Source organism: Sphingomonas sp. Ag1 (genome assembly GCF_000980895.1).
Classification (GTDB): Bacteria; Pseudomonadota; Alphaproteobacteria; order Sphingomonadales; family Sphingomonadaceae; genus Sphingomonas; species Sphingomonas panaciterrae.
On the sequence record NZ_LAZX01000094.1, the window covers coordinates 289683 to 312250 of the forward strand.

The 22568-nt window shown below is 65.6% G+C and carries 31 protein-coding genes and 1 tRNA gene; 10 read left to right on the top strand and 22 right to left on the bottom strand.

The genetic code is table 11. The features are described 5' to 3' along the window. Positions 1-100: 100 nt before the first annotated feature. From XM50_RS14185 to XM50_RS14195, 3 genes are all read left to right on the top strand, one after another. Positions 101-1084 (top strand): LacI family DNA-binding transcriptional regulator, encoded by a 984-nt coding sequence (locus XM50_RS14185; protein ID WP_046410402.1) that lies wholly within the window; start codon positions 101-103, stop codon positions 1082-1084. After that, a complete protein-coding gene (locus XM50_RS14190; protein WP_046410403.1) occupies positions 1085-2518 on the top strand; it encodes a glucoamylase family protein in 1434 nt (477 codons plus the stop codon). 95 nt (positions 2519-2613) lie between these two features. Then, positions 2614-3393 (top strand): SDR family NAD(P)-dependent oxidoreductase, encoded by a 780-nt coding sequence (locus XM50_RS14195; protein WP_046411700.1) that lies wholly within the window; start codon positions 2614-2616, stop codon positions 3391-3393. A 36-nt stretch (positions 3394-3429) separates the two neighbouring features. Here the strand turns inward: XM50_RS14195 and XM50_RS14200 are convergent, their stop codons facing one another. The 3 genes from XM50_RS14200 to XM50_RS14210 all read right to left on the bottom strand — a co-directional run bounded on the left by XM50_RS14200 (position 3430) and on the right by XM50_RS14210 (position 7834). Continuing rightward, entirely contained in the window at positions 3430-3861 is a 432-nt protein-coding gene (locus XM50_RS14200) for a PaaI family thioesterase (protein WP_046410405.1), read from the bottom strand. Between the two features lie 112 nt (positions 3862-3973). Continuing rightward, the gene (locus XM50_RS14205; protein WP_046410407.1) at positions 3974-5737 is read right to left on the bottom strand and encodes a sensor domain-containing diguanylate cyclase; all 1764 of its coding nucleotides are present in this window, start codon (positions 5735-5737) and stop codon (positions 3974-3976) included. 51 nt (positions 5738-5788) lie between these two features. Continuing rightward, complete coding sequence (locus XM50_RS14210) at positions 5789-7834, bottom strand: NAD(+) synthase (protein ID WP_046410408.1); 2046 nt, start codon at positions 7832-7834, stop codon at positions 5789-5791. 78 nt (positions 7835-7912) lie between these two features. Between XM50_RS14210 and XM50_RS14215 the strand changes: the two genes are divergently transcribed. After that, positions 7913-10462 carry a PAS domain-containing protein gene (locus tag XM50_RS14215; RefSeq protein WP_082103081.1) on the top strand — a complete coding sequence of 850 codons (2550 nt, stop codon included), beginning with the start codon at positions 7913-7915 and terminating at the stop codon, positions 10460-10462. 11 nt (positions 10463-10473) lie between these two features. Then, positions 10474-11379: a fructose bisphosphate aldolase gene (locus XM50_RS14220; protein ID WP_046410409.1), complete on the top strand. Its 906-nt coding sequence runs from the start codon at positions 10474-10476 to the stop codon at positions 11377-11379. A 165-nt stretch (positions 11380-11544) separates the two neighbouring features. Here XM50_RS14220 and XM50_RS14225 read toward each other — a convergent pair. The 3 genes from XM50_RS14225 to XM50_RS14230 all read right to left on the bottom strand — a co-directional run bounded on the left by XM50_RS14225 (position 11545) and on the right by XM50_RS14230 (position 12402). After that, positions 11545-11618: transfer RNA gene (locus tag XM50_RS14225), tRNA-Gly, on the bottom strand. Between the two features lie 121 nt (positions 11619-11739). Then, on the bottom strand, positions 11740-11901 hold the full coding sequence (locus tag XM50_RS20145; protein ID WP_156167259.1) for a hypothetical protein: 162 nt from the start codon (positions 11899-11901) through the stop codon (positions 11740-11742). Positions 11902-11982: 81 nt separating this feature from the next. Beyond that, the gene (locus XM50_RS14230) at positions 11983-12402 is read right to left on the bottom strand and encodes a BLUF domain-containing protein (protein WP_046410411.1); all 420 of its coding nucleotides are present in this window, start codon (positions 12400-12402) and stop codon (positions 11983-11985) included. 118 nt (positions 12403-12520) lie between these two features. Here XM50_RS14230 and XM50_RS14235 point away from each other — a divergent pair, with 118 nt between their 5' ends. Then, a complete protein-coding gene (locus XM50_RS14235) occupies positions 12521-13258 on the top strand; it encodes a Crp/Fnr family transcriptional regulator (RefSeq protein WP_046410413.1) in 738 nt (245 codons plus the stop codon). Positions 13259-13340: 82 nt separating this feature from the next. Here XM50_RS14235 and XM50_RS20150 read toward each other — a convergent pair whose 3' ends face one another. The 15 genes from XM50_RS20150 to XM50_RS14305 form a co-directional block, all read right to left on the bottom strand. Beyond that, a complete protein-coding gene (locus XM50_RS20150; RefSeq protein ID WP_156167260.1) occupies positions 13341-13634 on the bottom strand; it encodes a hypothetical protein in 294 nt (97 codons plus the stop codon). Positions 13635-13882: 248 nt separating this feature from the next. Next, complete coding sequence (locus XM50_RS14245; RefSeq protein ID WP_231621987.1) at positions 13883-14134, bottom strand: helix-turn-helix transcriptional regulator; 252 nt, start codon at positions 14132-14134, stop codon at positions 13883-13885. Next, positions 14131-14349, bottom strand: a complete 219-nt coding sequence (locus tag XM50_RS14250) for a hypothetical protein (RefSeq protein ID WP_046410416.1) — start codon at positions 14347-14349, stop codon at positions 14131-14133. Before XM50_RS14250 ends, XM50_RS14245 begins: the two co-directional genes overlap by 4 nt. A 157-nt stretch (positions 14350-14506) precedes the next feature. After that, positions 14507-14779, bottom strand: a complete 273-nt coding sequence (locus tag XM50_RS14255) for a hypothetical protein (protein WP_046410417.1) — start codon at positions 14777-14779, stop codon at positions 14507-14509. Next, positions 14776-15273 carry a hypothetical protein gene (locus tag XM50_RS14260; protein WP_046410419.1) on the bottom strand — a complete coding sequence of 166 codons (498 nt, stop codon included), beginning with the start codon at positions 15271-15273 and terminating at the stop codon, positions 14776-14778. The genes XM50_RS14255 and XM50_RS14260 overlap by 4 nt, the downstream gene beginning before the upstream one ends. Continuing rightward, a complete protein-coding gene (locus XM50_RS20155) occupies positions 15273-15425 on the bottom strand; it encodes a hypothetical protein (protein WP_156167261.1) in 153 nt (50 codons plus the stop codon). Before XM50_RS20155 ends, XM50_RS14260 begins: the two co-directional genes overlap by 1 nt. Continuing rightward, a complete protein-coding gene (locus XM50_RS14265; protein ID WP_156167262.1) occupies positions 15422-15805 on the bottom strand; it encodes a hypothetical protein in 384 nt (127 codons plus the stop codon). Before XM50_RS14265 ends, XM50_RS20155 begins: the two co-directional genes overlap by 4 nt. Next, positions 15805-16071 (bottom strand): DUF2312 domain-containing protein, encoded by a 267-nt coding sequence (locus tag XM50_RS14270; RefSeq protein ID WP_046410420.1) that lies wholly within the window; start codon positions 16069-16071, stop codon positions 15805-15807. Before XM50_RS14270 ends, XM50_RS14265 begins: the two co-directional genes overlap by 1 nt. Further along, entirely contained in the window at positions 16064-16258 is a 195-nt protein-coding gene (locus XM50_RS14275) for a hypothetical protein (RefSeq protein ID WP_046410422.1), read from the bottom strand. The genes XM50_RS14270 and XM50_RS14275 overlap by 8 nt, the downstream gene beginning before the upstream one ends. Next, positions 16258-16476: a hypothetical protein gene (locus XM50_RS14280; RefSeq protein WP_046410423.1), complete on the bottom strand. Its 219-nt coding sequence runs from the start codon at positions 16474-16476 to the stop codon at positions 16258-16260. Before XM50_RS14280 ends, XM50_RS14275 begins: the two co-directional genes overlap by 1 nt. Further along, a complete protein-coding gene (locus tag XM50_RS14285) occupies positions 16473-16652 on the bottom strand; it encodes a hypothetical protein (protein WP_046410425.1) in 180 nt (59 codons plus the stop codon). The genes XM50_RS14280 and XM50_RS14285 overlap by 4 nt, the downstream gene beginning before the upstream one ends. Further along, the gene (locus tag XM50_RS14290; protein WP_231621988.1) at positions 16649-17098 is read right to left on the bottom strand and encodes an XRE family transcriptional regulator; all 450 of its coding nucleotides are present in this window, start codon (positions 17096-17098) and stop codon (positions 16649-16651) included. Before XM50_RS14290 ends, XM50_RS14285 begins: the two co-directional genes overlap by 4 nt. 119 nt (positions 17099-17217) lie before the next feature. Continuing rightward, the gene (locus tag XM50_RS14295) at positions 17218-17694 is read right to left on the bottom strand and encodes a hypothetical protein (RefSeq protein ID WP_046410427.1); all 477 of its coding nucleotides are present in this window, start codon (positions 17692-17694) and stop codon (positions 17218-17220) included. Positions 17695-18205: 511 nt separating this feature from the next. Further along, entirely contained in the window at positions 18206-18565 is a 360-nt protein-coding gene (locus XM50_RS14300; RefSeq protein WP_046410428.1) for a hypothetical protein, read from the bottom strand. Further along, positions 18562-18798 (bottom strand): Cro/CI family transcriptional regulator, encoded by a 237-nt coding sequence (locus tag XM50_RS14305; RefSeq protein ID WP_046410430.1) that lies wholly within the window; start codon positions 18796-18798, stop codon positions 18562-18564. Before XM50_RS14305 ends, XM50_RS14300 begins: the two co-directional genes overlap by 4 nt. An 83-nt stretch (positions 18799-18881) precedes the next feature. On the opposite strand from XM50_RS14305, the gene XM50_RS14310 reads away from it, so the two are divergent. From XM50_RS14310 to XM50_RS14320, 3 genes are all read left to right on the top strand, one after another. Then, the gene (locus XM50_RS14310) at positions 18882-19454 is read left to right on the top strand and encodes a helix-turn-helix domain-containing protein (protein WP_046410431.1); all 573 of its coding nucleotides are present in this window, start codon (positions 18882-18884) and stop codon (positions 19452-19454) included. Positions 19455-19602: 148 nt separating this feature from the next. Continuing rightward, positions 19603-20124: a hypothetical protein gene (locus XM50_RS19235; RefSeq protein ID WP_052742584.1), complete on the top strand. Its 522-nt coding sequence runs from the start codon at positions 19603-19605 to the stop codon at positions 20122-20124. A 101-nt stretch (positions 20125-20225) separates the two neighbouring features. Continuing rightward, on the top strand, positions 20226-20903 hold the full coding sequence (locus tag XM50_RS14320; protein ID WP_156167264.1) for a hypothetical protein: 678 nt from the start codon (positions 20226-20228) through the stop codon (positions 20901-20903). 341 nt (positions 20904-21244) lie between these two features. On the opposite strand, the gene XM50_RS14325 is transcribed toward XM50_RS14320, so the two are convergent. Beyond that, positions 21245-21541, bottom strand: a complete 297-nt coding sequence (locus XM50_RS14325) for a hypothetical protein (RefSeq protein ID WP_046410435.1) — start codon at positions 21539-21541, stop codon at positions 21245-21247. A gap of 650 nt (positions 21542-22191) precedes the next feature. Between XM50_RS14325 and XM50_RS14330 the strand changes: the two genes are divergently transcribed. After that, entirely contained in the window at positions 22192-22563 is a 372-nt protein-coding gene (locus XM50_RS14330) for a LexA family protein (protein ID WP_046410436.1), read from the top strand. The last annotated feature ends 5 nt before the right edge of the window (positions 22564-22568 follow it).

Consider the following 22568-nt stretch of genomic DNA (forward strand, 5'->3'; position numbering starts at 1 on the left):
ACGTTCACAATTGCGCTCGGACGTGGATTGCCGTTGACGCCTTTGTAACCGGTTACGTAGACGGCACGGCCATCAGGTTGCAAGTTTGAGGGGGCGAGCAATGGCCGGAGCCACGATCCGCGACGTCGCGCGGCGGGCCGAAGTATCGGTGGCGTCGGTGTCGCGCGCGCTGAACAACCTTGCCAATGTCCACCCGGACACGCGCGCCCGTGTCCTCGCCGCGGCGAAGGAGCTTGGCTATGTCCCGCATGCCGGCGCCCGCAGCCTGAGCCTGGCGCGCACCCATGCGATCGGCGTCGTCCTGCCCGATCTTCATGGCGAGTTTTTCTCCGAACTGGTCCGCGGGCTTGATCGCGAGGCGAGCGCGCGCGGCTACCATCTGCTGCTGTCCAACATCCATGCCGATCACGATCATGCGACCAAGGCGCTGCGCACGATGCACGGGCGGGTCGATGGTCTCGTCGTGATGGCGCCCTATGCCGGCTCGGTCGCGATCGAGGATCTTCTGCCGCCCACGCTGCCGACGGTGATGATCAACACGCCGCGCGCACACGATGGGGTAAGCCTGCGGATCGACAATCGGGCCGGCGCAGAGGCGATGGCGCGGCATCTCGCGGCGCTCGGCCGCAAACGGATCGTGCATATCACCGGGCCTGATGGGAACACCGACGCGCAGGAGCGGTTGGACGGTTTCCGTGCCGCTTTGCCAAAGGACATCGATCTTGTTGTCGTTCCCGGCGATTTCACCGAACCGTCGGGCGAGGCCGCGATCGCGCGTCTGCACGATGACGGGGTCGCCTTTGACGCCGTTTTTGCGGGCAATGACCTGATGGCCGTGGGTGTGCTTCGCGCGCTGCACCAGACCGGCCGCGCGGTGCCGCAGGATGTCGCCGTGTGCGGCTTCGACGACGTGCCGCTTGCAGGCTATCTGTCGCTCACCACCATTCGCGTGCACATGACCGCAGTCGGTGCGCGCGCGGCGGCGCGGCTGATCGATGCGCTGGAGGGTTGCGACACGGGCGCAGCCGATGAATGGATCACCCCCGAGCTGGTCGTGCGGGCCACCACGGTAACGGAGTCGTGAATGCTTGATCGTCGCCTGTTTCTCGCGAACGCGTCTCTCGGGCTCGCGGGGATGGTGGCGGGGTGCAAGGATCCGGCGGTACCGCTCAGCATCGGCGCCGCGGCGCCCGCGCTGCCGCTGCCGGATTTCTATGCCGAGATCGAATATCGCACCTTTCGCTATTTCCGCGACACGGTGAACCCGCTGAACGGGCTGGTGCCCGAACGCTGGCCATCGCCCAGCGCGGGGAGCATCGCGGCGGTCGGCTGCGCGCTGACGATCTGGCCGATCGCGGTCGCGCGCGGCTGGATCAAGCGAGACCTGGCGCGGGACCTGACGCTGGCGACGCTGCGCTTTTTCGACAGCGCGCCTCAAGGCGACGACGCCGAGGGGATGAGCGGCAACCGCGGCTTCTTCTATCGCATGCTCGACATGAAGACCGGCGTGCGGCGCGGCAAGGCGGAGATTTCCAGCGTCGACCATGCCCTGCTCAACATGGGGATGCTGTTCGCCGCCGGCTGGTGGACCGGCGACACGCCGGAGGAGCAGGAAATCCGGCGGCTCGGCGTCGACATCGCGGATCGGGCCGAATGGCTGTGGATGCAGAATGGCGGCACCGCGATTGCACGCGCGTGGCGGCCCGAAAGCGGCTTCGGCAAGGAAGGCGTCGAGGGCTATGGCAATGGCATGGCGGCGGTGCTGCTGTCGCTGGGTTCAGGCCGGCACCCGGCGGAGGATGGCGCGTGGGAGGCATGGTGCGCGCCGTACGTGCGCTACTGGCGCGGCGAGGGCGAAACCCGCCATCTCGCCTATGGTCCGCTGACCGGCCATCAGCACAGCCATATGTGGATCGACTTCCGCGGCATCCGCGACACGGTGATGCGCGGCGCGGGGTTCGATTATCATGAGAACAGCCGCCGCGCGACCTACGCCAACCGCGCGTATTGCATCAGCAACCCGATGAAATGGGACGGCTATTCCGCCGACCTGTGGGGCATTGCCGAAAGCGAGGGGCCGGGCGCGTTCAGCCTGCCGTTCAAGGGCGAGAAGCGCACCTTCTACGGCTATGGCCCCCGCGGTCCGCTCGATCAGCCCGGCGAGCGCGACGACGGGACGATCGCGGCGACCGCGGCGCTCGGCAGCCTGCCGTTTGCGTCGGAAATCGTGATCCCCGCCGCACGCGCGCTGACGGCGGTGCCGGGGCTTTACCGCGAATATGGCCTGCTCGGCGGGTACAATCGCAGCTTCCGCTACACCGACCAAAAGGTCACGACCGGCAACGTCAGCGCCGAAAACGGCTGGATGGCGCGCGACTATCTGGCGCTGGGGCAGGCGCCGGTCATCATCCAGGCCGGCAATTACCGCGACGAATTCGTCTGGAAGGTGATGCGCAAGTCGCCCGTGCTTCGGCGCGGGCTCCAGCGCGCCGGGTTCACCGGCGGATGGCTGAAGTAGCCGCAGCGACGTTCAACCGCTCCGCCATTTCCCGTAACGCTGTCGCAAAAGCGATTCGGCAACGACCATTCCAATAACGGCAGGGGAGAAGGATGATGCGGGCTATACCAGCGGTAACCGCGCGGCTCGACGGGGCAGGGGCAATCGTGACCGGCGCCGGCAGCGGCATGGGGCGCGCCACCGCCGTCCTGCTCGCGCGTGCGGGCGCAAAGGTGGCGGTCACCGACGTGACGCTCGACAATGCCAAGGCGGTCGCTGACGAGATTGTGGCGGAGGGGCTGTCGGCGCAGCCCTGGTCATGCGACGTGGCGGATCCAGCCGCGATCTCCCGCGTGGTGGAGGAAAGCGCAGCCGCCTTTGGCGACCTCTCCATCATCGTCAACAATGCGGGCATCTCCGCCAACCTGTCGATCGACGACCCCGATTATGAGGCGCAATGGGACCGGCACCTCGCCATTCTGCTGACCGCGCAGCAGCGGATGATCCGCGCGGCGCTGCCGCACCTGCGCAAGGCGGCGAACCCGCGCATCGTCAACATCGCCTCGACCGAGGGGCTGGGCGCGACGGCGGGGTTCAGCGCCTATTCCGCCGCCAAGGCCGGCGTCATCGGCTTGACGCGTAGCCTGGCGGTGGAGCTGGGCAAGTCCGGCATCACGGTCAATTGCATCTGCCCCGGCCCGATCGAGACGGGCATGACGCAGGGCATCCCCGACGAGGCGAAGCAGGTCTATGCCGCCCGCCGCACCGCGCTGCGCCGCTATGGCCTGCCCGAGGAAGTGGCGTTCATGACCGCCAGCCTGTGCGCGCCCGCGGCCAGCTTCGTCACCGGGGCGATAATTCCGGTCGATGGCGGCCTGATGGCGCGCAACGCCTGAGCGCCGCGCCGACGGGGCGGCGGCGGGGAGGGCGGGTCAGCCGACCGCCTTCTTCGCCGCCTGCTCCACCCGCTCGCGCGAGGCAAGCATCAGGGTCGAACTGGCCTTGGCGAGCACCTTGCCGCTGGCATCCGTCAGCCGCCCTTCGAAGAAGCAGGTGCTGCGCCCGCGCCGCTCGACCCAGCCTTCGGCCACGACCAGGCCGGGGCGTGCAGGGGCGAAGAAACTGACTTTCAGTTCCAGCGTCATCGGCGACACATCCGGTCCGCCCATAGCGATCGCGGCGTGCGCCATCGCCGCATCGATCCATCCGGTGACGAACCCGCCCTGCACGACACCGCCCGAATGGCACATGTGCGTGCCCGCCTGATATTCCAGCGTCGCGCGGCCTTCGGGGTTCATCTCGACCACCCGCACCAGCCCCAATGTGCGGCTCAATTCATGGATCGATGGATCCTGATCAGCCATGCGCCTCGCTCTCCTGCTCGTTCTTGTGTCTTCGCCCACCGTGTCGAGCGATGCGGCCGGACGCAAGCGCGCACCTCAGCCACCAACCCGAGTGGCACGGGCAGACGGCGGATCAGGCGGCGGTCGCCAGGCGATCGCGCCCGCTGTTCTTCGCGCGGTAGAGGGCGCGATCGGCGTTGCGCAGCACGTCGCTTGCCGTCTGATGCCCGCGATACGTCGCCACGCCGCCGCTGACGGTAATGCCGATGACATTGTCATCCACGCGCACCCGCGCATCGCCGATCGCGCGCCGCACACGATCGCACACCAGATGCGCCTGGTTGATCGTCGCGTCGGGCAGGATGATCGCGAACTCCTCACCCCCCAGCCGCGCGATAATGTCCTGGTCGCGAATGCTCGACCGCGCCAGCGTGGCGAAGCGGCGCAGCACCTCGTCACCTGCGGCATGGCCGTAGGTATCGTTGACCTGCTTGAAATGGTCGAGGTCGAGCAGCGCGACGCAGCCGCCCGCGCCTGACGCCAGCCGCTTCTCCAGTTCCTCGTCCAGTCCCCGCCGGTTGATCAGCCCGGTCAGCGGGTCGGTCAGCGCGGCGCGGGCGAGCCGCTCCTCCGCCGCCTTGCGGTGGGTCACGTCGCGCACGGAGCAGACGATGCCTGTCACCGTCCCCGCGGGATCGATGACGGCGCGGCTGTGCGTTTCATACCAGCGGTCCTCGCCCTCGCGCGTCTTACCACGGAACTCCTGGACGCCGATCATCTCGGGATCGTCCATGATCTGGCGGAACAGCGTTTGCGCCCGCGCAAGATCGTCGGCTTTCAGTAGCGCGCTGAACGGCTTGCCGATCAGTGTTTCCGGATCGCGCCCGTTGACCTGCCGGATCGAGGCGGAGACGAATTGCAGCCGGCCATGGCGATCGATGTTGACGACGATGTCGGTCGAACTCTCGGTGAGGATGCGATAGCGCGCCTCGCTCTCGCTCAGCCGCCGGAACAGCCGTGCGCGCTGTTGAAGCTCCGCCGTCGCCGGCAGGATCGTCAGCATCGTGCAGGCGATATAGAGCTGCAGGAACTGCATGCGCGCGCCCAGCGGCGCATCGCTCAGCGCCACCGGACCATGGCCGTTCAGCGTGGCAAAGCCGCCGATCAGCGTCAGGATCACGATCGACGCCGCGGAGGACAGCGCTCCGCCACGAAACGTTGCCAGCACGACGGGGAGCATCGGCAGGAACAGCAACGGCGCCGTGCTTTGCACGAATGTGATCGCGCTCACCACGGCGACCAGCGCCAGCAGCGCCCCCATTTCGAGCAGCTTGCGCCCCTTCATCCGCTGGACCATCCGGGCGGCCTCGCCGTCCATGCACAGCATGAAGATCGGCATGAACGCCAGCGTGCCCAGCGCGTGGCCGTTATACCAGTGAAGGGCGTTGCCAAGGAACGGTTCGCCCAGGGTGGCGGAGACCGTCACTCCCGCCAGCACCGCGGTCAGCAAGGGCGCGGCGATCCCGTTCGCCGCGATGAAAACGATCAGCCAGCGGTGTGAATTGAGCACTTCCGCACGATGAACCAGCCGCCGCAGAAAGGTCGCGCCGATCGCGCTTTCCAGCATGTTGATCGTCGCCAGCGGAACGACGGTCGCGCCGCCGAAACCCCAGATCGCCGAGGTTGCGACGGAGGCAGCGAAGCACGCCGCGATCGGCGGGCCCCATTCTCGCGCGGGAAGCACCGTCAGACGCGCAGTCAACAGCGCCGTCGCAATCCACAGGAATGCAACGCCGCCATCGAATCGCGTGAGCGCAAGCGTCCCCGCCGCCAGAATGGAGTAGCCGCAGCCCAGGCGCAAAGCCTGCGCCCAGCGCGACGTCCGATCATCCTCCATGTGCAGCAGGTATCAGCAGTGGGTAAACGGCGCGTTGCCGCAAGGGGGGGATCACGGGCCGTTGGCGGCCAGTTCGGCAAGCCAGGCGTTGGCGGTACCGTCCGACGGCGCGCGCCAATCGCCCCGCGGCGACACAGAGCCGCCGGCAGATACCTTGGGCGAATTGGGCAGCGCCGATCGCTTGAACTGGCTGGTGGTGAAGAAACGCACCAGGAACCGCTCCAGCCACAGCTTGACGGTGGCGAGGTCATAGCTGGTGCGCGCTTCCTCGGGATAGCCGATCGGCCAGCGGCCTGCGTCCATATCGCGCCACGCATGCCATGCCAGGAACGCGATCTTCGACGGCGCAAGCCCGTGGCGCAGCACGTAATGCGCGAAGAAATCGTTCAACGCATAGGGGCCGATCTTGTCCTCCGTGCTCTGCATCGCGCCGCTTTCGTCGGCGGGTACCAGCTCGGGCGAGATCTCCTGCGCCAGGATCGACTCCAGCACGGCATCGGTTTCCGCATCATATTGATCGGTCGCGATGCACCAGCGGATCAGGAACTGGATCAGCGTCTTGGGCACGCCGGCGTTGACGCCGTAATGGCTCATATGGTCGCCGACGCCATAGGTGCACCAGCCAAGCGCCAGCTCGCTCAAGTCACCGGTGCCGACCACCAGCCCGTTGCGCTGGTTCGCAAGGCGGAACAGGTAATCGGTGCGAAGCCCCGCCTGCACATTCTCGAACGTGACGTCATAGACCGGCTCGCCGCGGCCGAACGGATGACCCATCCCTTCCAGCATGGTGCGCGCCGCCGGCCGGATGTCGATCTCCTCCGCGGTGATCCCCAGCGCGCGCATCAGCCGCCAGGCATTGCCCTTGGTCCCCTCGCTGGTCGCGAAGCCGGGCATGGTGAACCCCAGGATGTCCGTGCGCGGTCGCCCCAGCCGGTCCATCGCCTTCGCCGCGACGATCAGCGCATGGGTCGAATCAAGGCCGCCGGAAACGCCGATCACCAGCTTCTCGACCCCGGTCGCGGCGACCCGCTTCAGCAGCCCCTCGACCTGGATGTTGAAGGCCTCGTAGCAATCCTCGTCCAGCCGCGCCGGCGTATCCGGCACGAAGGGGAAGCGGCGGATCGCGCGCTGCAGCCCGACATCGGCAAAGTCCGGGCGGCGATCGAACAGGATGCGCCGGAAGCGCTTCTCCGGATGGCCGGAGAAGGTCGCGGCGTCGCCAAAAGTGCCGTTGCGCATCCGCTCCTGGATCAGCCGCTCCGCGTCGATGTCTGCGATGACGAGTTCGGGCTCGAGCGCAAAGCGCGTCGATTCAGCCAGCGGTTCCCCCAGTTCGTGAATCGTACCCTGGCCGTCCCAGGCGAGGTCGGTCGTGCTTTCGCCCGGCCCCGCGGCGGAATAGACATAGGCGCAGATCGCCCGCGCCGATTGCGAAGCGGACAGCATCGCCCGCTCACGCGACTTGCCGATCACGACGTTGGACGCCGAAAGGTTGCAGCAGATCAGCGCCCCGGCCAGCGCGCCCGCGGTCGAGGGCGGCGTCGGCGACCAATAATCCTCGCAGATTTCGGCATGGAAGATGAAGTGCGGCAGATCGGCCGCGGCGAAGATCAGGTCGGTGCCGAACGGCACTTCCTGTTCACCGACCATGATCGTCTCGCCAGTGATCCCCGCGCCGCTCGCGAACCAGCGTTTCTCGTAATATTCGCGGTAATTGGGCAGGAACGTCTTGGGCACGACGCCCAGGATCCGGCCGCGCCCGATCGCCACGGCGCAATTGTACAGGCGGCCATTGCGGGGCAGCGCTGCGCCGACGAGCAGGGTCGGCGCCAGATCCTCGGTCGCCTTCGTCACCGCTTGCAACGCCTCCACGGTCGCCAGCTGCTGCGCCGTCTGCAGGTGAAGATCGTCGATCGCGTAGGAGGTGATGCTCAGTTCCGGAAAAACGACCAGGTCGACCGCCTGGTCATGCGCGCGGCGGGCGAGCGCGATCGTCGCTGCCGCATTCGCCGCCGCATCGCCGACGCTGGCGATCGGCGTGGCGGCCGCCACGCGGAGCATCCGGTGGTGGTGTATCGAAGTGAACCGTGTCTGCATCTGATACCCGTATCTTTCCTGACGCTATCCGCGATTGATCTACTTTGCCCCGGCGCCGCGCTGGGTTACGCAGCTATCATGGATGATCCACCGTCCAACAACGGTCGTCTTGCCGCTTTGTTCGCAGCTGGCGGGCAGATGGGCCAGCTTGTCAACGCCCATGACTGGAGCCAATCTCCGCTGGGGCCGCCGGAACAATGGCCGGAGACCCTGGTGACGGTGGCCAGCACGATCTTCGCCGCGGGTGCCGAGATCGTGCTGTTCTGGGGCCCGGATTATTGCGCCATCTATAACGATGCCTATGCCCCGACGATCGGCGACAAGCATCCACGCGCACTCGGCCGTCCGGCGCGTGAGGCGTGGACCGAGCTGTGGGCTGACCTGGAACCGCTGCTGCGCCACGTGCACGATACGGGCGAAACCTACACCGCGCGCGACCGGCCCTTTTATATCGAGCGCGCCGGCTACGGCGAGGAGGTGTATTTCAACGTCTCCTATTCCGCCGTTCGCCTGTCCGATGGTTCGATCGGTGGCGTGCTGTGCATCGTGTCGGAAACGACGCAGCAGGTGCGCGCGGCGCGTGCCCTGATGGCCGATCGCGAACGGCTGGCGCAGATGTTCGATCACGCGCCCAGTTTCATGTCGGTGCTGCGGGAGCCCGGGCACATCACCGAACTGGCCAATGCGTCCTACCTCCAGTTGGTCGGAGAGCGCGAAGTGATCGGCCGCCCCCTGCATGAGGCGCTGCCCGATGTGGCGCGGCAGGGGTTCATCGACATCCTCGACAATGTCGTCGCGACGGGCGAGCCGTTCCGCGGCGAGAACCTTCACGTACGGCTGCAACGTACGCCGGACGGGCCGGCGGAAAACCGCATCCTCGATTTCGTGTTTCAGCCGATCGCCGACGCCAAGGGCCGGGTCGCCGGGGTGTTCGTCGAGGGTATCGACGTTACCGAGCGCGAACGCCGCGCCGACGCGCTGCGCGAAAGCGAGGTGCGGTTCCGGGCCCTGGCGGACAGCCTGCCCGCGCTGGTGTGGATCAACGACGCGGAGGGGCAGGTGGTCTTTGCCAGCCAGGCGTTCGGCACCATGCTGGGCGTCACTGCCGATGACCTGCAGGAAAAGGGCTGGGGCTGCATCGTCCATCCCGATGACATGGCCGCCTTCGTCAAGACTGGCCGCCGCCATCTGCTCCAGCCGGCGCGTTTCTCCCGCGACGTGCGTCTGCGCACCGCCGACGGCACCGATCGCTGGTTCCATATCGAGGCGCGCCCGCGCAAGCTGGGCGACACGTTCGAGGGTTATGTCGGCTGCGGCATCGACGTGACCGAGGCGCATCTCGCCGGTGAGGCGCTAGAACATCGGGTGGAGGAGCGGACCGCCGCGCTCACCGAGCAGATCGCGGAGCGCGAGCAGGTCGAGGCGCGGCTCGCACAGATGCAGCGACTGGAGGCGATCGGACAGCTCACCTCCGGCATCGCGCATGATTTCAACAACCTGCTGACCGTCGTGCTCGGCAACGTGGCGATGATCGAACGAACATTCGACAAGATCGGCGTGGACGACAAGACCCGTCAGCGGCTCGCCCACGTGCGCACTGCGGCGGAGCGGGGCGCGAAGCTGACCGGGCAGTTGCTCGCCTTCTCGCGCCGTCAGCGGCTGGAATCGCGCGTCGTCTCACTGAACGAGGTGGTGAGCGGGATGCAGGGCCTGCTTGAAAGCACGCTCGGCGGCGGCGTCGCGATCGAGACCGATCTGATGCCGGGCCTGTGGCCCGGGCTGGTCGATCCGACGCAGATCGAACTCATCATCCTCAATCTCGCGATCAACGCGCGCGATGCGATGGCGGTGGGCGGCACGCTGACCGTCGCAACCCGCAACGTCACGCTCGGCCCACCGTCGCGCAGCGAGGAGCCGGCGGCCGGCGATTCCGTCGCTGTCTCGGTGTCGGACACCGGCAGCGGGATGACGCCCGAGGTGCTGTCCAAGGTGTTCGAGCCATTCTTCACCACCAAGGAGGTCGGCAAGGGATCGGGGCTCGGCCTGCCGCAGGTATTCGGCTTTGCCAAACAGTCGGGCGGCGGCGTCCGGATCGACAGCACGCCCGGCGTGGGGACCACCGTCAGCGTCTTTCTGCCGCGTGCCGCCGCGCTGGTCGAACCGGTCGCGGTCGCCGCCGAGAAGGTGGGGGAGGTGGCCGACATCGTCGGGCGCATGGTGCTGGTGCTCGACGATGATGATGCGGTGCGAAGCGTCACGGCGGAGGAGCTGCGCGAGGCCGGATGCTCCGTGCTGGAGGCGGCATCGGGCGCGATCGCACTGGGCATGATCGGGGATGCCGGCGCGATCGACGCGGTCGTTGCGGATTTCGCGATGCCGGGCATGAACGGCGCTGATTTCGCCGCGCGCGTCCTCGAACGCCGGCCGGACCTGCCGATCGTGTTCGTCACGGGTTATGCGGATCTCGCGGCACTCGCGCATGTGCCGGAGGAGAATATCGTGCAAAAGCCGTTCGGACCCGGCGTCATCGCCGATCGGCTGCGCGCGCTGCTCGCCGACGCCCCCCCGATCGCGACTGGTCAAAACAGCGGATCGTCCATATTGAGCCGGCGCAACGAAAACCTGTGAGGGGACTGTCCATGACGCCTGCCGAGATGACCGCCAAGATCGCTGACGGGGAGGGCTTCATCGCCGCTCTCGACCAGTCCGGCGGCTCCACGCCCAAGGCGCTGAAGGGCTATGGCATCGAAGAGGGCGCCTGGTCGAACGACGAGGAAATGTTCGGCCTGATCCACCAGATGCGCAGCCGCATCATCACCTCGCCCGCTTTCACCGGTGACAAGGTGATCGGCGCGATCCTGTTCGAACGCACCATGGATGGCGAAGCCGGTGGCAAGCCGGTGCCGCAGGCGCTGCAGGACCGCGGCGTGGTGCCGTTCCTGAAGATCGACAAGGGCCTGGAGGATGAGGCGAACGGCGTTCAGCTGATGAAGCCGATGCCGGGCCTCGATGCGCTGCTCGACCGCGCGGCGAAGCTTGGCATCTTCGGCACCAAGGAGCGGTCGGTTATCAACCTCGCCAATCGCGAGGGGATCGCCGCGGTCGTCGCGCAGCAGTTCGAGGTGGCGCAGCAGGTGCTCAGCCACGGTCTGATGCCGATCATCGAGCCGGAAGTGAACATCAAGAGCCCGGAGCGTGCCGAGGCGGATCAGATCCTGCTCGAGGAACTGACCAAGGCGCTCGACGCGATGCCGGGCGACGCCAAGGTCATGCTGAAGCTGTCGCTGCCGACCAAGCCGAACCTCTTCCTGCCGCTGGTGAAGCACCCACGCGTCCTGCGCGTCGTCGCGCTGTCGGGCGGGTTCAAGCGGCCAGAGGCCTGTGTCGAACTTGCCAAGAACGAAGGCGTCATCGCCAGCTTCAGCCGCGCGCTGCTCGAGGATCTGCGCCACGGCATGACCGACGCGGAATTCGACAAGGCACTGGGCGAGGCGATCGACCAGATCTGGACCGCCTCGGCGCGCAAGACGCCACAAGCGGCCTGATCCTCCGCTCGGCTGAAAGGTCGAACCGAAAGGCACGTGAATGGCGGTCGACGATCACATCGTCGGCCGCCTGCTTGCGCAGCGTCTCTACGCGTTCCGGCACAATCCCATGACGGCGCACGAATAGCTGGCTGTCGCCGTTTGCCGCGATAATGAGGAAAGGGGTGGAGCGGGTAACGGGAATCGAACCCGTGTATTCAGCTTGGAAGGCTGCTGCACTACCATTGTGCTATACCCGCCCGGTCAGTGATCCTGACGTGGCAGCGACCCGTCCATGCAGGACGTCCGCCGTGCCGCTGCGTTACCGCGCGGTCTTCACCCGGTCAACCGATCTGAAACGCCCGCCGTGCGTCGCCCGGATTAGCCATTGCGCGTCGCCGGCGCGACCGGATCGGGCGTGCGATCCTTGGTCTTCTTGCTGCTCAGGTTCATGCCAAGGAAGATCACGATCCAGATCGCCGCGACCAGCCCGGCAACGATGACGGCCAGCCTGGCACGTCGAGAAGGCGAGGGTTTGGACATGCCCGGGTCAACGCGGGCCGCGCGCCGAAGAGCCACCCATTGTGCCTGACACAGGTTAGCCGCGTCCCAGTGAGTCGCGGATCAATCCTCGAACGAGGCGAATTGCAGCATCAGGGCGATCAGGTCCCCCGGTGCGAAGGGGGACCCATTCCCCGCGGCCAGCGCCAGCACGGGGGCGATCTGCGCCTCGACCAGCATGCGCGGCCCGGCATACGCCATCGTCCAGCGGGCAAAGCGCCGCCGCACCAGCGTCTCCGTATCGATCACCGTCAGGTCGGTGTGCCGTGGATCGGCCCTGATGCTCTCCATCAACGTCATCACCGCCGCTCCGGGCCCCTCCAGCACCTGCGCGAAATGCGTCTCGACGAACATCAGCGCGCCGGTCACCTCCAGCGCCACATTGCGTCGACGCGATACCGCGACGATGTCCGCCACACGGCCCTCTTCTTGGGGGAGCCTGAGGCAGCTTTTGCTGACGTAAAGCAGGGAATATATCGCCATGGCGCGATCCCTAACGTAGGTTGGTGCTTCTGCGCACCACGTTTGGATATTGCCCCGCACGGCGCCGGGCGTATCGGCGGGCGCCGTGCGTCAGCAGCGTAGCAGAAGGACGATTTCCATGGGTCAGGCCAACCCACCATCGCCGCTCGCTCCGTTCATCGCCAAGCTGGAGCGGCGATGCCCGCTCGACGCCGACGATCGTGAAGCTCTGCTGGCACTGACCACGTCCGTCCAGCGCCACGACGCGGGACGCTACGTGGTCCGGGCGGGGGAGCAGAATCTGTCGTTCATGGTGCTGCTGTCGGGCTATGTTCACCGCCACCGGGTGCTGGCCAATGGCTCGCGGCAGATCGTCGCCGTCCACCTCGCGGGCGATCTCCTCATCTTGCCGCACACCGCGATGCGCCGCACCACGGAGAGCCTTCAGGCGCTGACCCCGGTCAAGGTCGCCGAGGTCGCCGCCGCATCGATGATCGCTTTGTCGCGGGAGCGGCCGGCGATCGCGGAGGCGCTGCTGCTCGAAAGCATCGCCGACGCATCGATCTTCCGTGAATGGGTGATCAACCTCGGCCGACGCGACGCGCGCACGCGCACCGCGCATCTGTTGTGTGAGCTTGGCACGCGCAGCGCGGAGAGCGACCTGGGCAATCGCACCACCTTTCGCCTGCCGCTCACGCAGGAGCAGCTCGCCGACGTGCTCGGGCTCACCTCGGTCCATGTGAACCGCACGCTTCGGGGGATGAAGAGCAGCGGCCTGATCGATTACGGCAACGGCTGGGTGTCGGTGCCCGACTGGACGAGGCTGCGCAAGGAAGCCGATTTCGACGACGGCTATCTGTGCCTGGACCCTGCCTGATCGCGGCACGGCGAGGCTAAGGCGCCAGACCGCCGATGCGCCAACCACCGGCGTGTATCCGACAGCAGGCGGCATCGCTCGATCAGGATTTGCGCGGGTCGTGTCGCGAGCGCGTGGGCGGCGTCGCCTCGATATGGTCGAGCCGCGCGAGCAGATTGTCGAAGTCCTTCACGTCCTCGACCGCAAACACCCGATTAAAGCCCTCGCCCAATACGCGCAGGTCACGTTCGGTCAGCAGGCCGACGGCTATGATGCGATCATGAGGCATTGTGACAGAACGCTTGGCAAACCATTCGTTCCGCACCGCGGTGTAAAGTAGGGGCGGAAAAATCCGAAAAGTTGAAAGGTGTTGCGGCAAGGCCGCGGCCGACGCCATCGTCCGCCGACGCGCTTACATCAGTAGCGGATCGTCGCCGGACCGCACCCGTCGTTCAGGTCGGAATGGAATGTTGGAACCCGGTAAAGGCCGCCGGGTCCAGCCATCTTCCCCGCGGCGAAACCGCCGGGGAGAAATGGTGGAAGGGACTGCTGCCGAATTAGCTGGCATAGCGTACTGACTTTCCTGTTCTTTTGTTTGGATCGGTGCTGGCGGTGCCCCCGGCCATGCCCCCGGTTTTCAGATGCTCAGGCGGTCTCGTGCGGCTGCCCGAGCCGGCTTCGGAGCCACGCGTCGACGTCGCTTTCCCACCACCCGATGCTGCGCTTGGTGAGCTGGTGCTGGGCTGGGAAATCGCGGTTCGCGACGAGGCGGTAGATCGTCGCTCGGCTGAGCCCGGTGCTTGCAATCACGTCGTTGATGCGCAGGAATCGTCCGAACGCCGATTGGCGGCCGTCTTGCTTCGCTTCGGCTACCTTCATGAGAGGGCGGCGGGTCACGCGCGCTCCTCAATCGAGCGGGCAAGCCGGCCCAAGCACAGCGCCAGATCGGTGGATATTGCATCCGCGCCGTCGAGCGCTTGCAGCTCGCGCCAGAACGGCCGCTCCATATTTTCGAGAAGGTGCGCGGCGTGGCGGATCAGGTCGGCTGCTTGCTGCAAGCGGTACGAAGCATCGAGAGCGCCATCACGCCTGTGCGTCGAGGCAACGGTCATGCGAGGATCCTCCCAGCGCCGGCGGGCGGCGCGAACTTGGGTGTGAAGCGTTTCATCGTCCCGTCGCAGCGGTCGCCCCAGCAGGGCAGCGTCCCCGGCGCTGGCTCGCGCACCTCATCGCGGCAGCCGCATGGACAGGCGAAGCTCGCCACGGCGCTCACGCCCTCGGCTCGAGCGGCAGTTCGGGGACGCGCTGCGCCTGCCAATCCGCATATGCGGTGACATGCTTGGCGCAGAGATCCTTGCCGCGCGTCGGTGACGTGGTGCAGCTGGCGCACAGCGGCTTGTCGCAGGTGCCGCTCTTCTTCGTCGGCACCTTCCAGTCGCACAGCCTGGTCGCCGGCTTGCCGCAGGCGCAGCGCTGCCGACGGTGCGAGGAGCAGACGATCGCTGTACCGCCGCCCGGAATGGGAACGACTTCGCACGTCATGGCGCAGCGTTCCCGCCGCCGGCCGGTGATTCAACGGACCCGGCCGGCGACGAGCTGGTGATGAAGGGATAGGGCACCGCGCCAGCGCCACGTTGCCCGAGGGCGCGCGCGACACCCTGCTTGGAATAGATGCACGACCGACTGCGGCCTTTGACCGGCCTGATTGGCAGGCCATCGAACGTGTCCGGAAAGCCCATCGCTGCCGCTGCGGCCAGATCCTCTTCCGCGAGGTAGATCGCGCGCGGAGCCATGAAGTCCGCGCGCATCGTCTGCAGCGTCGATCTGAGGCGCTCGTCCAGTGACTGGGGCGCGGGCTTAGAACGCCGGATCGAACGCGTCCGATTCGGCGGCGATGACGAAGCCTTTTGGCGGTTGATGAGGCTTTCGAGCCGACGCGACTCGACCTCGGTAAGCGCTCGCTTGCGACTGAGTGCGTCCAAGGTGGCGATACCATCTGCGATTGATGCCGCGTCGCCGGCGACCGAGCGGCCCATTATGCCGGCACCTTTCCGCGCGAGTTGATCACCAGCGCAGCGATGAGCATGTAGGCGGCGCCGACGGCGAAGCCGGGGGCGAGACCCTCCGCGACTAGGCTGAGCGCCGAGGCGGCGAGCAGGCCGCCGGCGGCGGTGATCAGCCCGGTCATGACTGCGGCTCGATGCTGGCGGCGATCGCCTGCAGGTCGGCGATCAGTGCCTCGAGACCGGGGCGCGTGATGAAGGCGGCCACGCCGCTCTCTTCGAAGCGCGCATCGGGCGGCGGCCCGCCGCCGAACAGGGTCAGCAGCACACCACCCGGAAGGGGCAAGGGCATCGGTGCCCAGCCAAGGCGGATCCCGGCATGAACGTAGCAGCCGAGGATAACCTCGGCGCTGCTCAGCGCTGGGTTCGGATGGGGCACCCATGCATAGCCGCCCTCGTCTATGACCACGGGTGAGCTGAAAGGCGGCGGGGGACCAAGCAGGCGCGAGGCTGCCGATTGTGCCAGGCGCTCGGCCACAAGATCGGGGGTGAACTCCGGCCCCATCACAGCATGCCCAGCGCTTGCATGTAGGTTTCGAGGATCATCTCCTCTTCCTGGAACTCCTCCCGCTTCTTCTTGCGGATGGACATGATCTTGCGGATCGCCTTGGGGTCGTATCCACGCGACTTCGCCTCGGCCATGACATCCTTGATGTCGTCGGCGATGCCCTTCTTCTCTTCCTCGAGGCGCTCGGCGCGCTCGATCAGGAGGCGCAGCTCCTCGGCCGCGACCTGGCCGCCGCCCATGCCCTCTCCGCGTTCCTCAGCCATGAACGATCGCTTCCTTCACGAGAGCGACAAGCTTCTGCGCCGCGGCCGCCAGTTGGTGGGGTGATGCGTCCAGGTCAGAGCCGACGCGCTCGTAAGCGAACCGCTGGACATGTGCGGACCAGCGCTCGACTTCGTCGACCGCCTGAAGGATCTCGCTGAGTTCCGTGTGCGACTGATCCGGCGCCATCATCCGATCCCCAGCAGCGCGAGGATCCCGGAGCCGTTCAGCGCAACGCCGATCACCTGCCCGGTGATCAGCCCGCCGGCGGCGAGGATGAAGGAGACGGCGACCGATTTGGCCAGGCTCGGTTCGGCGGTCGCGTCGTGGCAGCTTGAGCAGTCACAACCGAGCGGGTGAACATCGAACGGCTGCGCCAGATCGAAGGGACGCTGTGGAGGCATCATTTTCTCTCCCGAATAGCGAGGGCGTGGTCGGCCGTTGCGGCGGTCACCACGAGGAAGACGAGGAGGATGGCGACCAGCACGCCGTCTTCGCGGCGGCCGGTGAGGGCGAGGACGAGCCCGATCGCGCTGGACGCGATCCAGAGCACGACGCGCAGGCGGAAGCGGGCGGCCGTCACGCGACCGCGCCGACGACGGCGGCCGCGATCAGATCGTCGGCGCAGGCGGTGCAGAGATCTTCGCCAGCGACCCACGCGCAGGCCACGTGATCGTAGGTGCAGGGCTGTCGCCAGCTGCAGGCGCAGATGCGGCAGATGCGCGGGGTGTGGATGGGATCGCGCTCACCGCGCGCGATCGCCGCGAGAGCGGCAAGCACCGAGCGGTCGAAGCGGTAGGCGCTGTGCAGCGCGTCGATGGTGTTGATCGATGCCGGGACGAGATCGGCTTCGATCCGCTCGAGCCATGCGATCAGATCATGCTCTGCGTCGCGCGGGATGGTGGGGATGCGCGCGGCGACGTCCTGCAGCGTCAGCAGCTGCGCCGTACGGCGCGTTTTGAGGTACGAGCCCGGCGTGAACAGCACCGTTGTGGTCCAGCTCTTCGGGGCGTCGTGCGGCATGATCATCGGCAGTGTCCGGGCAGCACAAAGCCGCTCCGCGAAGCGCAGGGCGACGCGGGCGGCATAGGCGGAAGGGGGAAGTCTCGGCTGGTGACGGGCGCGGCGGCCGAGGCGGCCCGCGGCGATCAGGGGGAGCGGGCGGAACCGCCCGAAGCCATTTTCTGGAGCAGCGTGACCATGTGGCTTACCGCCTTGACCGCGCCGATCCCCTCACGGAGAGCTTTTGCCCGGTCCCGCTTCGTGGCGTTGGGCTTCTGAGCATCAAAGGACGCGAGCTGCATTTCGGCAACTTCCTTCACGACGTCCTGATGGGCTGCGATCAGTTCGGCGTGACTGGCCTCACTGTCCGACTGACCGGCTTTGACGATCAGACCGTAGTGCTCATAGAGCGGCATCGAGCCGCCAAATAACCGAGCGTGCTCCAGATCCAGCTTGCTCGCGATATCCAGCGACACATTGAATCTATCGAGATTGCTGTTGCTAAGTTGAGAGAGGTAGCCGGCAGTCTTGCCAGTAACTCTCGCCGCAACTGGAAGCGTGAGTGCGGTGAGCACCTCTTGAAGCGTCTCTTCTATAGACGCGATCGGCCGCTCGACAGTCATGCCGTTGCCCCGAAACTTGCCATCGATCGTGCCACATGGATGCGATCGGCATGATTATGGAGGTGCCGCGCCGAAAAGACGGCGTCGGTCCGGGATAAGAAACCGGCGCCGTCTTCCGTGGGGGGCTCTTCCAAATGCAGCACACAAACGTCCTGCGTGTTCTCGCTCGGGTGGGTCGCCCCACGCAGGTCTCGGCCGGCATGCCAGCGGCCGAAAAAGAAAATGGATCGATGCGCTCCTTCCGGGGCCGGGCTGGACGCCCGACCCCTTCCGGTTATCGTGGTCTTGCTAACACAACCACGAAAGGAAAACTGAATGGATGGCAACACGTCGGCCGACGCCGGGCGCGCGGCTATTTGGCTGCTGCAAGAGCTTGTGACAGAACTCGCCGCACAAGGCGCGCTGAACGGCACAAACTTGCATGATAGGCTTCTCAGTAAGGCTCGCGACGAGAGACTTAGCGCCGATCGACGAGCAGAGTCGTACCTTGCAGCGAGCGTGGTGGAGCACATCAGCACGATGCCTCACCCCTGACATCGGCAGGGGTCAGATTGGCGGGGCTGACCCTGCTCCGACCGCCCTCCATTATCTCTCGAACGCGGGCTTCCTGTTCGGGCGTGAACGGCGACGGTTCGTCCGTCGCCGGGATCGGCAATGCAGCTTTGATCTGAGCCTCCGCGAACTCAATCTGAGCTTTCACCAACCGCTCAAGCGCATATTGGGCTCGATCGAAGTCGAGGCGGGCGCCGCCGGCGATCGAGCGAACTTCCGCAGCCTCGATCCCGGCCAGCAGCGCGCGATAGCGATCGAGCCGCCGCTGCGCCGTGGACGGGTGGAACTCGCTCTGTTCGCGGCTGAGAGAGAAGATCATGCTGCGGCCTCAGCGCCGAAGAGGTCGGGGCGGATTTCTCCCTTGGTGACGGCGCCTTTGGTTGCTTTCTCGATGGCGATCGCCGCCTTGGCCGGCACCTCGGTTCCGTTCAGCCAGCGCCATACAGAGCCCTGCGTGAAGCCGATGTCGCGAGCGAGCGCCGACTGCGACCGTCTCAGGTCCACTGCGCGACGTAGCGCGAGAATCGGAGCGGGGGCGTCTGCCTGATCCATGCTGCCAGCTAAACCCCTTGGTTTAATGGCGTCAAGCACCAAAATGCGCGCGCGCATCAAACCCTTGGGTTTAGTGTGACCTGATGCTGGTTGCGGACCGACTCCAGAAGCGAATGAGCGAGTTCGGGCTGTCGCAGTCCGAGCTGGCACGTCGCGTCGGCGTCACCCAGACTACCATTAGAAAGCTCGTTTCTGGTGGTGGATACGGCTCAAAGTATCTTCACCTGATTGCGCGTGAACTGCTTACGACGCCAGAATATCTCACCGGCGAAGCCGACGATCCTGCCGCTGGCGCGCCGCCCGAGCCCGAGCTCTCTTATGATGAGCGCGAACTGGTCGACTGTTCACGAGGCCTGACAGCCGGTGACCGGAGCCTGCTGCTGCAACTCGCGCGCTCATTGCCGAAGCACGACCGCGTCGCGCCGCCTCCTAACCCGGGGGCCGGGCTGCCTCCAGCGTCAGCGTTGGCGCAAATGTTCGCGGGGATGCTGGCGCAACTGGATCCGGAGCATCCGGACGAACACGCCGAACTGCTTGCCCGGCGATTGCCCAGCGCCTTAGCGCAGCTGACAGATCTGCTTCCCGCTGAGGCCCAGCCGGAAGCTGCCAAGCCGCGCCGACGGCGTCCCACTCCTGCTGCTGTCCAGCCATCATGACAGCGCAGCGCACAGTACAGGGCACGCAGCCTTCGCGGCACCCGGGTGTCGATCGAAATACGACCTCATTCATGTTGTCTCCTCTCCCTCGGCTACGAGGGAGGGACTTACTAAGCGTTCGTTTCTCAATAACTTGTGGGGGCAAGTAATGTTCGGTTCGAAACTGCAGCGGTACCAGCTTGGTTGTTTGTTTTTGTTGCTGGCATCGCCGGCAACCGCCGAGGGTCCATTGACCGTCTGGTTCAAGGAAGAGCCGTCGGCTGTATCTGACAAGCTCGCCAATCTCTGTGCTGATCGTAACGCTGCCGTGGTCGAGCAGGATGATCGGCACGTATTGTGTCAGCGCGAGGTCAGCGGAGGCAAGGGCATCCTGGCGCAGGCGCTGCTGGGCAACTCCTATTCGACCAGCCCGGTTTTGAACGTGCGCTTCTCAATCCTGAAGGACCGTGGCGCGGCGCGGGTGCAAGCATCGCAGTGGGTCGAGTTGCAGATGGCGATGGGCCAGACGCGTCGTACGCCGGTGGACGGCCGCAAGGCTGACGCTCGGCTCGAGCAGAGCCTGGTGGCGGCCGGCGGCCATAATGTTCACCCGAGCACGTTGCAGGAAACACTGCCGCCTTATGAAGAGTCGACCGCCGACGGTGGGGCTTCCGTGAAACGAAGCCAGTGACTGCCGGGCTTCAGCCGGTCGGCCACTGCATTTATTGCTACGCTGATGATGTCCCGCTCAGCCGGGAGCATATCATACCGAGGGGGCTAGCCGGTCAGAGAGTGCTTCCGAAAGCCAGCTGCGCTAAGTGTGCGGCGATCACGGCTAAGGTCGAGCAGTTCGTTCTTCGCCAGATTTTCGGTACGATGCGGGTCAAGAACGGCTTCAAGATCACCGAGAATCGTAGCTCAATTGACCTGCTGGTCTATCAGCGCGGTCGGGGCGTTCAAATAAAGCAAGAGAAACCCAGCCTTTATCCCTACGTCATCCTCGGTATGGACCTTCCCATGCCGGGAGTGTTGGTGAACCGGCCGATCGGAGAGGAGCCGGTGGGCGACGTGGTCATCGTTCCGGACGAAATCGCGCTCGCCGCACTTGGGTCAGCCGGAACGCCGGCCGTCTTCGATCGTCGTGCTCTGGACATAGACATGCTCGCACGAATGCTGGCAAAGATTGCGTTAGCGCACCTCTATTCGAAAGGTATTCGGCTAGCGACGCCGTATCTCCCAGGGATTGTCACGGGTAATACTTCACCGGAAGCTTACTCGCACTTCATCGGCGGCTATTTCGGAGAAGCCAACGTGCGCTTGCCGACAGAGCCGGGTGTGTTACATCAAATTTGGGATTGGGCGATTGAAACGGACGGCGGACTAATCCTGCATCTGGTTCGTATTCGCCTGTTTGCAGACGTTCCCAACGATTTATCGCCGGACTACCTGGTCGTCGCTGGCGAGCACTAGCAGGTCAGACCGATCAAGTAGCCGCTCGATCAACTCGACATAGTGATCGTGAACAAACGTTGTCACCTCTGGCCAAGGGACGAATGGCCCGGCGCTGGGATCGAGGTCCTCACTGGCCTCGTAAAGGCAGCGCGCAAGTTCGGTGATAAGGGCGTCCTTTGTCAGCACGGTAGCCAGTGTATGCTACCTCGAGGTCCGTTGCATAGCCGCGGGTATCGAGTGGGTACTTCGCCCACTCTCCGCGGCGTGGCCGAAGGGTAGATCGGCGACCGCGGCGGAGGATGTCTCCGCCGTGATCGGCGAAGAAGCAGACCTTCTGCCTCCGCTAGCGGTTCGATGCCCTAGTCAGCGCATAGACAGATCCAACCGCCGCTTCCCCCGTAATGCGCGCATCTCCGGCAACCATCGTAGGGCACGCAGTTTCCTAGTTGGTCCTTCCCGCAACCGGGTAGCAATTTGTCCGTAAAGCCAAACTGCGCGGCCACAGCAGCCGCTTCCTCTTTGTCCATCGGAGTGAGGTATGTTTTCCCTTCGATATGCAGCTTCTTGAAACCGTAAGGTGAGATCACGACGGGCACACCGTTGACGTGCTCCACGTCGGCGATGAAGTCATGATATCCTAGCTGATCTTCGGTCATCTCAACCCTCCGCTGAATTGAAGGAATGAGACTGACACGCTATCTTCCCAGCGTCGAGGCCGGCATCATAACAATTGCTAGGCCCTCGGGGCGGGTACTACTTCCAGCAAGGCGGATATCAGGGCAGCGCTACGCTGCGGAAAAGTGCGGCAGTGGCGGAGGGGTTCTCCGCCGCGATAGCCGTCATCCTGGCGTTTTGCGATATCGACGTGGCAGGGTATTCGCACCGGAGCTTTGAAGCATTTGCGCGGCAGCCTGCGCATCTCGTTCGTTCGGAAAAACGAGGTCGAGCCACCGTTCTTCGCTCTCGACGTATATTCCCCAACTGTCCTTGAGTGCCCGTTCGGGTCTCGGTCGGACTATGAATTCGGGAAGCGACTCCATGCGTCGCTATATCGCGGATGGCGTTCGTTGTCGTGCTTGGTCAGCACCGGAGGGGCGTCCGCTGCAATTGCTGCATTGCGACGGCACTACGGCGGCCATGGCCCGACGAGACTAGGGATAAACTCGCCGGGCCGGTCCAACGCGGCCGGCTAGAGCCGCCGGGGCAAAATGTTGCAGCCGCGAGACGGTTCCAGCGGCGGCGAGGCGGCACGCTGGCAAGATGGAGCGATTCCCTCTATGTTCCTCTGTGGGGGCGAGGGGAAACGATGGGCGTGGATTTTCAGCCGCCGGCGGGACTGTTGCGGCGCGACCAGGTGCTCGCGTTCATCATCGAGCGGATCGCCCGTTTCGGCGTCAGCCCTACCTACGACGAGATCAGCAATGCGCTAGATGTAAGCCCGTCTCGGTCGAAGGAGCTTGTCGGGCAGCTGATAGAGCGCGGGGTCGTCGAGAAGACGCCTGGCGGTCAACGCAGCTTGCGCGTCCGCGACGTGGCGGGATCTCGCAATGCGCTTGAGGCGGTGATGCGGAAGCTGGGCTGGATCACAGCCGAGCCAATGGGCCGCCTGCAGCAGCCCCTCCCAAACGGGCAGCTACCGCTGATCCCACCATTCGAGCATCTGCCGGACGTCGACTAGCCGGG